The following is a 12,756-nucleotide window of genomic DNA, read 5'->3' as shown; positions in this document are numbered from 1 at the left end:
CTTACTTGACTGTTATATAAATTTCATAATCCTTTTTAACTGATACACTTTTTTTATCTCCATCCTCGTTTTCAGCCACCGTGTTTTCAGTTCCTAATGAGGGAATAGTATCCCTGTACTCCACCGTTTTATATACATTGTTTTTTACCCAAATCTTGTGCGTTGTTACAAGCTCATCGTTTGCGGTATCTATATGAGATATATGAACCGCAGTTTCAACTGAACCTGATTTATTTACTGCATCTGTGACATCTTCATTTTTATCGTTACAGGCAACAACTACTATCGCCAATGATGCAACTGGTAAAAACAATTTTAGCTTAAGCATTTTTAGTTTTATTAAATTTTATAGCAATTTCTCTAGTTGAATAAAACCCACATTTATCATGTAAATATACTATTGACAATACACCCGCTCCTTTTACTATTTCTATATTATTATTTATACAATGTTGCAAAATGTTTTTATCCCTCGTTTGAAAAATCAATCTTTTTAAAAAAATCCTCAATTTCCTTTTACATCTTCCTTGGCGATTTTTTTACTTTCTTTGCGTCACAATTAGGGCTATGAGCAAAAAGAAAATTGCATTTGTTACAGGCGGCTACAGTGGAGAATCTGTAATCAGTTATAAGAGTGCTGTTACTATTGAAAATAACCTTGATACAGAAAAATATGATGTTTATAAGATAGACATTCATGCTACAGGATGGTGGTTTGAGTCTGAGGAGGGAGAGGAAATTGCGGTGGACAAAAACGATTTCTCAATAAGCATCAAAGGCGATAAAGTTACTTTCGATGCTGTCTTAATAGGCATCCATGGAACGCCAGGAGAAGACGGAAAATTACAAGGCTATTTCGATCTTCTTAAAATTCCCTACACGAGTTGCAATGCTGCTACATCTGCGTTGACTTTCAATAAGCGCTATACGGTAGCGGTAGCAGCTTTTGGTGGAATTAACGTTGCCAAATCTGTTCACCTAATAAAAAACAGTTTTATAAATGCAGATGAAATAGCTGGTCAGCTAACGTTCCCTGTTTTTATTAAGCCAAATAATGGCGGATCTAGCATTGGTATGTCGAAAGTAAATGAGCCGTCAGAAGAATTGGGACTGGCAATCGAAAAAGCTTTTAAAGAAGACGACCAGGTTCTAATTGAAGAATTTATACAGGGAAGAGAATTTACTATTGGTGTTTTTAAAACCAATGGTAAGATCATTACAATGCCGATCACTGAAGTAATCAGTAAAAAAGACTTTTTTGACTACGAAGCAAAATATGTAAAGGGAATGAGTGAAGAAATTACTCCTGCCCAGGTTGATGATTCAATTGCGGAGAAAATAAGAACAAATGCTGCGAAAATATACGAGCTCCTCAATTGTCGTGGAGTTGTGCGAATAGATTTTATTTATAATGAAGCGAAAGAGCAGCCTTACATGTTAGAGGTGAATACAGTACCGGGACAAAGTGAAGCAAGCATTGTTCCGCAACAGGTAAAAGCAATGGGCTGGACTTTAAAAGAGTTTTATTCAGCACTTTTGGAAGAATGCTTTAATTATTAATTTTTTTCAACTTTTATAAAAATATTTCGTGTTTAAATTTATCACGCGGCGACCTCTCTGGATAAGTATACTGGTTGTTCTCATATTAACTACGTTACTTATCCTGCTCTTTTTTGGTTCACTTGATTTTCTTACCAAGCATGGAGATTACCAGAAAGTGCCTTCAGTTGTAGGCAAAAGCGTGGATGCCGCAAGAAAGCTTCTTGAAGATAAAGGATTTGAAGTCGAAATTCAGGATAGTCTATACATTGATACTTTCCCAAAGCTTGCAGTTATAAAACAAACTCCCGGTGGGGATGCAACCGTAAAAGTTAATCGTACCATTTACTTAACCATCAATCGCGCCCAGCCACCTTTGGTTGAGATGCCAAACCTTGTTGGTTTTTCACTTCGCAACGCGCAGATGTATCTCGAAAACCTGGGCCTTCATTTAGGTGATACGACCTTTAGACCTGACATTGCCAAAAATTCGGTGCTCGAACAATTGTACAATAACGAACCGATAAAAGCAGGAACAAAAATCTTTATGGGCAGCACGATCAGCTTCATTCTTGGAAACGGAATCGGAGACCTCGAAATTGGAGTTCCGGACTTAATGGGTAAACAATACAGCCAGGCAAGGTCGTTATTACGAAGCATGGATATTAATTTTACCCCGGTCTTCGATGCAGATGTTACCGACTCTGCACATGCATACGTGACGCGGCAAAACCCAACAAAGTATGGTGAGGCAAGCGATGGCTCCAGGCGCTATAACAGAATTAAACCGGGGCAGACAATAGACATCTGGCTCAGCACCCAACCTCTGCCTGTATTAACTGATAGCACCAAGGTCGCGGCCGAGTCTACTCCACAATAATAAAAATACATGCACTCATGCAACAGATAACAGTCGAACAACTAAAAGCCCGAATGGAAGCGGGTGAGAAACTACATGTACTTGACGTAAGAGAAGATATCGAAAGAGCAGATTTCAACATTGGCGGAACCCATATTCCTTTGGGCCGCATACAAAGCATGATGATCGATGATATAGAAGATTTGAAAGACGAGGAAGTGATTATCTACTGCAGAAGTGGCAACCGCAGCCAGCAAGCCTGCCTGATGCTTGAACATATGGGCTTTAAAAATACAGTAAATGTCGCCGGAGGAATGCTAAACTGGGAACAGAAATTTGGAAGATAATTTTTGTACAAGCAGTAAACCATTGATCTAGCTTTTCTTGCGTCGCACTCTTGCACTTTGAATATTTCTATTGAACATTCTTTACTTCATTAAAAGCAATAAGGGCGGCATGAATGCCGCCCTTATTGCTTTTAATCTTTTCAGATACAATTTCTACTTTTTATAAAAAGCATTCGAAAACCTCCAAAGCTTTAGCCCAAATCTTTGTTGCAGTACAAGTGAGTGAAACAACAATGTTCAGAACAGAATAAATGCGAGACCATCAAAAAATTTTGTTTAGCCTACAGTTTCGAAGATTTTCATTTATATCAATTTTCAAAAAGTGTTGAAAAAACCTTCAATCCTGGCTCTACAACTTAATGTTTACCCCTGCCATAAAATTGGTTCCAGCCATCGGGAAATAGTAGTTTTCGGTAGCTGTTTTGCCTCCATAAATATAGCTGAACGTATAACCGTTCGGCTCGTACTTTCTGTTTAAAACATTGTAAACAGCTGCCACCAGGTTCAGCTCTTTAAACAACCTATTTTTAATTGTATAACTAGCTCTTACATCCTGCACGAAGTAAGCATTTAAACTGCGCGAAACGTTAGAAGTATTATCGAGGTACTGTCTGCTTACATATTTACTTAACAAGCTAATCTCTCCGTTCTTAATTGGCAGCAAGTTGATGGTAGCACCACCAACTACAGAAGGTGAAAACGAAATGTCTGCATTTTTATGTGATATCAAAACCTGCCCGCCGTTGTCATAGTCATCAAGGTACTCTTGTGAATTCGTGATTTTGTTTCTGCTTAGAGCAAGATTTGCACCTGCATTTAACCACGGAGCAACGACCACCTTACCCTGCAACTCTATACCAAGCCGGTAACTGTTAGGAACATTTACCCTTGTATAGGAGCCTACGTCGTTGATTTGCCCTGTTAAGATCAATTGGTTTTTGTACAACATGTAATAGCCCGTTACACCATAACTTAATAATGTTGCCCTTTTTTCAAAACCTGCTTCAAAATCATGCAAAGTTTCGGCTTTAGGTTGGTTGGCAACTCCGGCTTCGAAGTCATCGCGGTTCGGCTCTTTATTGGCCAAAGCATAACTTGCAAAAGCATTCACGCCATTAAAGTTGTAGCTAATACCGGCTTTGGGATTTAAAAAATTAAAGTTCCTGGTAACAAATATGGTCGGGTTGTCTTTAAAGCCCTCCATATTGTAATGCACCTTTCTGTATTGTAAGTCAGCATACAAATTGAATTTGTTACTAAGCGAACGCTCCCATTTTGCATACATATTTATGTCGGTCTTTACGGCCTCTAAATCGTAATAACGGTAGTCTTTTGGGATGCCGATCGCAGCCCAAATAATTTGCCCGTAATGATTCCCATCATATTGGTTCCATCCTCCGCCAAACGTAACCTGGTTCCTGTCTTTCTTGTACAGTAGAGAAAATATTTGCCCGTAGTAATCATTATCCAGCCAGAGTTGTCTTACAAGGTCGGTGTTCTTAATTGTGTCTCTTCCAAAAATTGCATTAGGCAAGCCATACTTGGAGAACTTAGTTGAAGAGGTGCTTCCAGCTGCCTGCTCCGCTACTACACCCTTGTATTGCTCGTAGTAACCTTTGCCTTTTATAAGAAAAATACCGGTGTTAAAGCTGACATGATCACTAAACGAGTGGTTGAAAAACAACTGGAAATGATCTTGCTGGTAATTATCTGTCTCGTTATTATATGGATCCCCCGGCCGCTCTGTACCGGCTGAGTTGTAGATCCGATTGGTCTTAATGAGACTCTCAGGAACGCCGTTCCAAGCCTGGTAAGTTCTTTCAAGTCCCGAGAAGTAGTTAAACCTGACGGTAGATTTTTTACCGATATAAGCAGCTGAAAAATAGGCCGATTTAAGATCGGTAGCTGCCCTGTCTATAAATCCGTTGCTGCTAATACGACTAAGTCTTGCATCAACAGTAAAGTGACCGTTGATTAATCCGCTGCCGGCTTTAACCGTATTCTTCCAGGAGTTAAACGATCCATAGCTATTATTAATTTCACCATACGCCTTCTCATTAAATTCGTTCGTGCTCAGGTTTAAACTTGCGCCGAAAGCGCCGGCTCCATTGCTGCTTGAACCTACTCCTCGTTGTATCTGAATCGAATTAACTGAAGAAGCAATATCTGGAAGGTCGACAAAATAGCTTCCCTGGCTTTCAGCATCATTGTAAGGAATGCCATTGATAGTTACGTTGATACGCGTAGCATCACTGCCGCGGATACGAATACCCGTATAACCAATACCATTACCTGCGTCGGAGTTAATTACCACTCCCGGTGTCTGGCTAAGCAAGAATGGAAGGTCTTGCCCGAGATTATTTTTTGCAATTTCCTGTTTGCTGATATTTGTTTTTGCAAAAGGCGCTTTCTCTGAAGCTCTTAATGACTTCACCTCAAGTGGCTCAAGAAAGTAAGCATTGTTTGCCAACGTGAGGTTAGCGACAGTTATATCGCTCGACACTTCCACATTCACTGTTCGTTTCTGGAGACTTACATGTTCGACAATTAACAAATAAGCTCCTTTATTCTTTAAACCTTTAAACTCGTAGTCACCCCGGTTATCGGTTATAGTGCTCGAAATGCTCGTTCCATCTTTCTCAATGGAAACCGTTGCGGCTTCAACAGCCTGGTTGTTTTGTTCATTTACAATATGACCTTTAATTGAGTACTGCGCACTTGTAATAAGCGTAATACAAAAGGCAGAGATTGTTCCCAAAAAATGTTTCATTTTCACTTTTTAAGTGGTTAAAAAATTTGGGAACAGGGAAATGCAGACAGGAGAGGGCAGTAAAAAAGTAGCACCTTCCCTTCGCAGGAATTACCCTGTTCAGGTTCAACGGGTTTGATCTCAGCATCGGCCATCAGCCTCAGCACCCCGGGAAGAAACGTATGCGTTTCTATGCTGCAAAAATAACAGCGAAAATTTGGATTTCCCTGTAACTTTTTTTTCACCACACCGTTCTATTTAAAAAACGCAAGGAATGAAGAACGCTATTTTGTTGATACTATTGACCGCTGCCGGCTTTGTAAGTAATGCTCAAAACATTGTGTATGATGAAAATGCTGAAGTTCGAACTGTAGAGAAATTTAGTAGCATTGAGGTGTCTGGCGCAGTATCATTATATCTTTCTCAAGGACCTACCCAAGGAGTCGCGATTAGTGCAGGAGAAGCTAAGTATAACAGTAAAATAAAGACGGAAGTAAAAAACGGTGTGTTGCGTATTTCAGTTGACGGCGGTGTTTGGAACGGCTTTAACTGGACCAATCGCAAATTGAAAGCTTATGTTACAGCAACCGACCTAAATCGTTTAGATGTATCAGGCGCATCTTACGCCAGCTTCAGTGGTCCGATTAAAAGCGATGAGTTGAAACTTGATATCTCGGGAGCAAGTGAGGTAAAAGGTATCATTAACGTATCCAGGCTAAATCTTGACATTAGTGGCGCTTCCGTAGCAAGGTTATCAGGAACAGCTAAGGATGGCTTGATCGATGCAAGCGGCGCATGTAAAGTAAATAGTTACGAGCTTAGCATTGAAACCTGTAAAGCTTCTTCTTCAGGCGCTTCTAATATAAAAGTTACTGTAACGGGCGAATTAAACGCTAATGCAAGTGGAGGTTCAAATATTTATTATAAAGGGCAAGGAATAGGCAAAGTGCTAAATGCAAATGCCGGAGCAAGTATTAAAAACCGCAGCGGCTCCGATGATTAAATTGCTAAAAAAGGTGGTTGTTATTCCAGCAGCAGTTTGCATAGCATCGTTGTTGCGTCGCAATCACTTCATCTACAAGTCCATTCGCATCTGCAGGCTTTCTTGCAAATTTTCTTAAAAATTTTAACGGGTTAAAGAAAGAAAATTTTGGTTCGTAATCTTCCGCCTATTACTTTTGCACCCAGATCGCGAAGTAGAGCAGCGGTAGCTCGTCGGGCTCATAACCCGAAGGTCGGAGGTTCGAACCCTCCCTTCGCAACATAAAAAATCAAGGCCTTTTTTCGAGGCCTTTTTTTATGTACCTACCTCTCGAATAGAACACCTTTACTCAGTAGTTGTACTTCAATTTTTTCCAACCTTATTACCACGGTTATTTTAATTTTGGCCGAAATTGGAAAGATAATTGCGATAGCAAGCTTTCGATAAAAATTATCTCAAAATCAAAAAGAACCAAAAAAACAATCAATGCAGAAAGTTCTAGTTTCAATATTAGTATCAGCAATAGTTCTTGTTTCTTGTAAGAAAGATGATACCGGCGCAGACCCTATTAAGGATGCAATGGTAAAATTACAAGGCAAATACCTGGTATGCGATAGCGTAAAAACAACGATCAACGGAATTACGACCAAACAGGTGCTAGGCAAAGGGAAAGGATGGGACAGAATGTTTGGGATTTATGCGGACCTTGAAATCTACTCCAACCCAACTGTATACAAAAGCTTCTCCTACGAAAGCCCTAATAAAATTTATATATGGGATAGAAATGGGACTTATTCTAAGGAACAGTTTTATACTATAAATTCGGCTGTTGATAACAAGCTTGTTTTAGTAGAAACCGAAAAAGGCACCGGAAAGGTCTATACTGAATATTTTACTGCTGAGTAGTTTCTTAAAAAAGAATTAGCTATTTCAACAATAAATAGTCCTAATCTTTAGCTCACCATTCCCAGCTACTTCAATTCTTTTTGCTGTTAATAATTCTTTTCCGCAACAATAAAAAAGGAAGGCAAGGGTGTCGGAATAGCCGCAATAACTAAAAGGAGAAAAGCGTTTGAAGAAAGAGTAATTATAGATTTTACTCGATCACAATATCCTTTAGTATGAATACCATAAGAAACATCGTTTTGTCCCTTTGCGTGGGTAGCATTGTAGCAATAGTTGCAAATCTAAGAATAGGCGCTGCGTATAAATTTAGCAGCACTGCTTTGGCCTTAGGGTTCTTTGTTTTCTCTACCATTTTTGTAATTAAGCCAATAAAGGAAAAAGCGCAGTAAAAGTTTTAAAGTAGGTTTGGTTTTTACACCTGGTTTCTATTTCAGTTCGAGATAAACAGGGCAGTGATCGCTGTGCTTGACCTCAGGAAGAATTTTTACATCAACAATACGATCTTTAAGAATTTCGGTCACGCTAATGTAATCGATCCGCCAGCCTTTGTTTTCAGTCCTGTTACTAGGCCTTAAAACATTCCACCACGAATACTGGTTGGGCTCCTTGTTTAAATGCCTGAAACCGTCGACAAATCCGTTTGCTAAAAACTTATCAAACCAAGCTCTTTCATCAGGAAGGAAACCCGTAGTTTTTTTACTTGATTTTGGATTATGCAAGTCAATTTCCTTATGGGCAATATTATAGTCACCACAGATTATGATTTGGCTTCTTGTTTTTTTGAGTTCATTTAGAAAGTCTAAAAATTCGTCGAGCCAGCAGTATTTGTAAGCCTGTCTAACTTCGCCACTGGTACCGGATGGAAAATATACACTGAAGAGTGAGATGTCGCCGAAGTCAGCCCCTATCACCCTGCCTTCAAAATCACTTTGTTCTATTTTGCTTCCGTATACAACGTTGTCTGGCTTTATCTTGGTCAGAATTCCCACCCCGCTATATCCTTTTTTCTGAGCAAGAAACCAATACGTTTCGAATCCTAACGCCTCTATCCGGGCTATATCAATATCGCCCTTGTGGGCTTTCACTTCCTGTAGGCAGATAACATCTGCGGGGTCAGTTTCCAACCATTCTATAAAACCCTTTCGCATTGCACTCCGAATTCCGTTTACGTTATAAGTCAGTATCCGCATGTCGTTATTTATGATTGTGAAAGTTAGAGGAAGCAATAGTCAAAATGACGAGGTATTGAAAAAATTTTTGGTGTTTTAAGCCATTGACCCTTCAACATCAAATACAAATATTTACAATTCTAGCTTTACTTTTTTAATGCTTTTCCATAAACTTCCAGCGCCCTTTTCCGTGCAAATTCGTGATCGACTATTGGTTGCGGATATGTAAACTCATTTAATTCCGGTATCCACTTTTTAATATAATCAAGACCTTTATCAAACTTTATTGTTTGTAAATGAGGATTGAAAATTCGAAAGAAAGGAGCTGCATCACAACCACTTCCTGCTGCCCATTGCCAGCCGCCGTTGTTTGAAGCTAATTCATAGTCTAATAGTTTTGCGGCAAAATATGCTTCGCCCCATCTCCAATCTATTAAAAGATGTTTGGTTAAGAAAGAAGCGACAACCATTCTAACACGGTTATGCATAAACCCGGTTGCATTAAGTTCCCGAATTCCTGCATCTACAATTGGATATCCGGTCATTCCCTTACACCACTTTTCAAATTCGGCTTCATTATTACGCCACTCTATTTTGTCATATTCTTCCTTAAAGGCACGTCCTTGCCCAACTTCAGGAAAATGCCAGAGTATCATTTGATAAAACTCCCGCCAAATCAGTTCGTTTAAGTAAGTATCATTAAGACTTATTGCCGTTTTTGCTAGTTCTCGAATACTTACCGTACCGAATCGCAAATGAACTCCTAGTCTGGACGTGCCATTTTCAACTCCCGGAAAATCTCGCGTATCGCTATACTTCTTTAAAATTTCTTCAACAAGACTTTTGGAGGGAAAAGGATGAGTCAGTTTTTTAAATCCAAAAGTTTCAAGTTTAGGAACAGCGTGAGGCTCGGTTTTGTAAAAATTTTGAAAGTATTTTTCGTTCGGATAAGAAGACAGAAAAAAATTGTTTAGAGCAGCTTTCCATTTTCGGCTATAAGGCGTGAAAACAGTATAAGGCGAGCCGTCGTCTTTTAATATCTCACCCTTCTCAAATATCACCTGGTCTTTACTTGTAAGCAGCGGAATACTGTTGCTTTGTAAAAGATTGTCGATTTCCCCATCCCGTTCACCAGCATACGGTTCATAGTCGTGGTTAGTATACACTTTTTCAATAGTGTATGTAGAAATTAATTGATTAAAAACGTCTTTAGGAAAACCGTACAATACAAGAAGACTTGAACCAAGAGACGAAAGTTGTTGCTGAAGCTCCTCTAAAGCTGAATGAATGAAAGCGACTCTTCTGTCTGCTTTATCCTCCAACTTATCTAATATGTACTTATCAAAAATAAATATGGGCAAAACAGGAGTACCTTCCTTTAGGGAGTAATATAGAGCAGCATTATCATGGAGACGCAAATCTCTTCTAAACCAAAAAATGTTTACCCTCGGCTTCATTTTTTTGATTAAGCAACAACTTTTACTTTAAAAAGTTGCATTCTTAAACAGAGGTGCAATAAACTTTTGATGCAGATAAGATGATAAGGTGTTCTTATAATTGGTATGGTTTACCATCTGAACCCACCTTATGCCGAAGTTTGCGTTAGTTAAAAAAACTTCCGACGCATTTAAAAGATTTTCTTGAGTTATTTCAGTTTGAGAATAAGGCAAAGAGTCTTTTTGAAAACAATTAAGTAGGTATCTACGCATGACACCATCGACGCACCCTTCATTTAAAGATGGTGTTTTTATAACACCGTCATCTACAATAAATACATTAGCGATGGTCGCATCAGCAACCCGGTTAGAGCCATTCATTATTACAGCATCATCGCACCTATTGTCTTTTGCCCACATGGCTGCCATTGCATAACCCAAATAGTTATTGCTTTTAATAGCAGAAAAAAAATCAGCAGCTTTTTTCGCATCGTAAAAAACAGCGACCTTAAGTCCTTTCTCGTTGTACACATCAGAACTTGTATCACCGGCCCAGCTTTGAATAATATAATAAGCATTTCGGTCTTCTACATCATATAATCCACCGCTCCCCCTATAAACCATTAGTCTTACCCTTGCAAACTTTTGATGGCCATTTTTCTCTAAAAGGTAAATAATCTGAGAAGTGAGCTCGGGGGCGGTAAATTCTTGACTACTGGTGAATTGAAGAAGCTTTAGCGAAGTAAAAAGCCGTTGAAAATGTAAGTCAGATAATAAAATTTGTCCTTCCACCACTTTCATTGTCTCGAAACAGCCGTCGCCGTATTTAAAGGAACGATTGTTCGCAGAAATACAAATTTCCTCATCCTTTACAACTGTTCCGTTCCAAATTGAGAAAAGAGACATCGATTGAGTTGGAAAAATTTATTTGAGTGGAACAGAAGGAAGTTACAAAAGTCGCAATAAGGTTTGCAAAGAAAATCCTACTTAAAAGTGCTCGTTAATCAAAATTATCCTTCTACTATTCCATGCTTTACAGCATAGAGAATTAGGCCGGCCGTACTTTTTGCGCCTGTTTTTATTTTTAGCCTATCGCGTATAGCTTCGACAGTTCTTGGACTAATTTCTACAATATCAGCAATTTCTTTTGTGCTTTTTTCATCGCACATTAGTTTTAAGACTTGCATTTCCTTTTCGCTCAGTTCTGCATCATCAGTCATTGGAATTTCAACGACTCTCCTGCTTCGTAAACCTGAAAGAATTGCCTTGTTTGTGTACTCGTTAAAAAAATACTCCTTAGCATGTACTGTTTTTATTGCCTCATAAATAGTCTCACTGTCACTATTCTTTGTAAGGTAACTGTTCGCTCCAATCTCCATTAATTTACTAATCATACTTACATCGTCATTCATTGTAAGCATAATGATTCTGGAATTAGGTAAAACTTTCTTTAATTCGGGCAAGGTAGCAATGCCGTCCATAATCGGCATTTGTATGTCCAGGAGTATAACGTCTGGCTGAAGAAATTTTACAAGATTAAGTAGCTGCATTCCATTTTCCGCCTCTCCAATAAATTCTATATCAGGGTAGTGAGATAATGAAGCTTTTACACCGGTTCTAAATAAAGCATGATCATCAGTTATCAATACTTTTATTTTATCCTTGCTGTCTGTAGTCATCGATGGGGAAAATAATCTTATTAGTAAATTTTGAAATTAAGAAAAACCTTGGGGCGGTATTGCACTTACTACTAACGATTAACTTTGAGATTATAGTATCTGTCCGTCATTTAATCGTAATAATACTACTTGCAATGTTAGAAAAAATACAGAAGACTACCTACTTTTTTTGAAACGTCAAAAAGCAATTCTTATTATTGAAAAAGTAACGCCTTGTAGTAATCTTAGTCAAGGAGGTGATTGCGCATTCCATACATAAGAAGACCGGCAATTGTTTTTACGCCCACCTTAGTTTTCATGTTTTGCCTGATTGTTTCAACTGTTCTCGGACTCAAAAAAACATCTTCCGATATCTCTTCTGTAGTTTTGTCTTCACTTATTAGTTTTAAAATTTTTAGCTCTTTTTCGTTGAATTTGACCACGCTTGGATAAAATGTTCTTACCGATTTCTTCTGCTGAAGCTTGAGCAGTACTACCGAATTTACCAGTTCATTAAAATAGAAATCACTATTCATGCATGAAATAATAGCCTTGTAAATTTCGTCGGCATCCGCCGTTTTTGTTAAATAGGCATTGGCACCATACTCCATCATCCTTGTTATAGTCTCCTTATCATCGTACATGCTAAGGATAATAACCTTAAGATCTTCGTATTCTTTCCTAATTAATTGTAGCGCCCTGATCCCATCTGTTTCAGGCATCTTGATATCCATTATTAAAACGTCAGGTTTCTTAAGCTTCAGTTTGTGCATCATATCCTTGCCGTCCTCAGCTTCCCACAAGATCCGGATGAACTCACGGTTCTTCATTGACATTCGAATGCCATCTCGAAATATTTTGTGATCGTCGGCAAGGGCGAGTTGAATTATTTTTTCCACAACTGAGACTATTAATGCTTTTAACGGAATTGGATCCTATATACGGACGGCGATTCGGTGAATAACCGCAAATATAGCGAGTAGATGTTTCTAACTAATTGAAAGTTCTACGCTTCTTGTTACCGTATTTTTACGGTAACTAAAGGTATTTTTACTACATTTTTTATAAAAGGCCTTCTTGTAAAGACTTAATTTTCAATCTCTTCTAGCAA

13 protein-coding genes, 1 tRNA gene and 1 riboswitch are annotated in these 12,756 nt (G+C 38.6%); of the genes, 7 read left to right on the top strand and 7 right to left on the bottom strand.

The genetic code is table 11. The annotated features are described in order from the left end of the window. Position 1 precedes the first annotated feature (1 nt). Positions 2-328, bottom strand: coding sequence for a hypothetical protein (locus tag SAE01_RS11835; protein WP_147203978.1), 327 nt, complete (start codon positions 326-328; stop codon positions 2-4). A gap of 239 nt (positions 329-567) precedes the next feature. Between SAE01_RS11835 and SAE01_RS11830 the strand changes: the two genes are divergently transcribed. The 3 genes from SAE01_RS11830 to SAE01_RS11820 are packed head-to-tail and all read left to right on the top strand — an operon-like array spanning position 568 to position 2,745. Further along, complete coding sequence (locus SAE01_RS11830) at positions 568-1,560, top strand: D-alanine--D-alanine ligase (protein WP_147203977.1); 993 nt, start codon at positions 568-570, stop codon at positions 1,558-1,560. Positions 1,561-1,588: 28 nt separating this feature from the next. Continuing rightward, positions 1,589-2,419, top strand: coding sequence for a PASTA domain-containing protein (locus SAE01_RS11825; RefSeq protein WP_246113221.1), 831 nt, complete (start codon positions 1,589-1,591; stop codon positions 2,417-2,419). A gap of 17 nt (positions 2,420-2,436) precedes the next feature. Continuing rightward, positions 2,437-2,745: a rhodanese-like domain-containing protein gene (locus SAE01_RS11820; RefSeq protein WP_147203976.1), complete on the top strand. Its 309-nt coding sequence runs from the start codon at positions 2,437-2,439 to the stop codon at positions 2,743-2,745. A gap of 349 nt (positions 2,746-3,094) precedes the next feature. On the opposite strand, the gene SAE01_RS11815 is transcribed toward SAE01_RS11820, so the two are convergent. Then, positions 3,095-5,515: a TonB-dependent receptor gene (locus SAE01_RS11815; protein ID WP_147203975.1), complete on the bottom strand. Its 2,421-nt coding sequence runs from the start codon at positions 5,513-5,515 to the stop codon at positions 3,095-3,097. A 59-nt stretch (positions 5,516-5,574) separates the two neighbouring features. Next, a riboswitch (TPP riboswitch) is annotated at positions 5,575-5,675 on the bottom strand. Positions 5,676-5,768: 93 nt separating this feature from the next. Here SAE01_RS11815 and SAE01_RS11810 point away from each other — a divergent pair. From SAE01_RS11810 to SAE01_RS24490, 4 genes are all read left to right on the top strand, one after another. Next, a complete protein-coding gene (locus SAE01_RS11810; protein WP_147203974.1) occupies positions 5,769-6,497 on the top strand; it encodes a head GIN domain-containing protein in 729 nt (242 codons plus the stop codon). 187 nt (positions 6,498-6,684) lie between these two features. Next, a tRNA-Met gene (locus SAE01_RS11805) sits at positions 6,685-6,756 on the top strand. A gap of 206 nt (positions 6,757-6,962) precedes the next feature. Further along, positions 6,963-7,382 (top strand): hypothetical protein, encoded by a 420-nt coding sequence (locus SAE01_RS11800; RefSeq protein ID WP_147203973.1) that lies wholly within the window; start codon positions 6,963-6,965, stop codon positions 7,380-7,382. A 215-nt stretch (positions 7,383-7,597) separates the two neighbouring features. Beyond that, positions 7,598-7,771 carry a hypothetical protein gene (locus SAE01_RS24490; RefSeq protein WP_170234147.1) on the top strand — a complete coding sequence of 58 codons (174 nt, stop codon included), beginning with the start codon at positions 7,598-7,600 and terminating at the stop codon, positions 7,769-7,771. Between the two features lie 36 nt (positions 7,772-7,807). Here the strand turns inward: SAE01_RS24490 and SAE01_RS11795 are convergent, their stop codons facing one another. The 5 genes from SAE01_RS11795 to SAE01_RS11775 all read right to left on the bottom strand — a co-directional run bounded on the left by SAE01_RS11795 (position 7,808) and on the right by SAE01_RS11775 (position 12,544). Beyond that, positions 7,808-8,572, bottom strand: coding sequence for an exodeoxyribonuclease III (locus SAE01_RS11795; RefSeq protein ID WP_147203972.1), 765 nt, complete (start codon positions 8,570-8,572; stop codon positions 7,808-7,810). 125 nt (positions 8,573-8,697) lie between these two features. After that, the gene (locus SAE01_RS11790; RefSeq protein WP_147203971.1) at positions 8,698-10,008 is read right to left on the bottom strand and encodes a cryptochrome/photolyase family protein; all 1,311 of its coding nucleotides are present in this window, start codon (positions 10,006-10,008) and stop codon (positions 8,698-8,700) included. A gap of 27 nt (positions 10,009-10,035) precedes the next feature. Continuing rightward, entirely contained in the window at positions 10,036-10,893 is an 858-nt protein-coding gene (locus SAE01_RS11785) for an aminotransferase class IV (protein ID WP_147203970.1), read from the bottom strand. A gap of 104 nt (positions 10,894-10,997) precedes the next feature. Further along, complete coding sequence (locus SAE01_RS11780; RefSeq protein ID WP_147203969.1) at positions 10,998-11,666, bottom strand: response regulator transcription factor; 669 nt, start codon at positions 11,664-11,666, stop codon at positions 10,998-11,000. Positions 11,667-11,890: 224 nt separating this feature from the next. Beyond that, positions 11,891-12,544 (bottom strand): response regulator transcription factor, encoded by a 654-nt coding sequence (locus SAE01_RS11775; protein WP_147203968.1) that lies wholly within the window; start codon positions 12,542-12,544, stop codon positions 11,891-11,893. Positions 12,545-12,756 lie beyond the last annotated feature (212 nt).

This window comes from Segetibacter aerophilus (assembly GCF_007991655.1).
Taxonomy (GTDB): domain Bacteria; phylum Bacteroidota; class Bacteroidia; order Chitinophagales; family Chitinophagaceae; genus Segetibacter; species Segetibacter aerophilus.
Note: the sequence above shows the minus strand (reverse complement) of the source record. Positions and strands in the feature narration are given on the sequence as shown.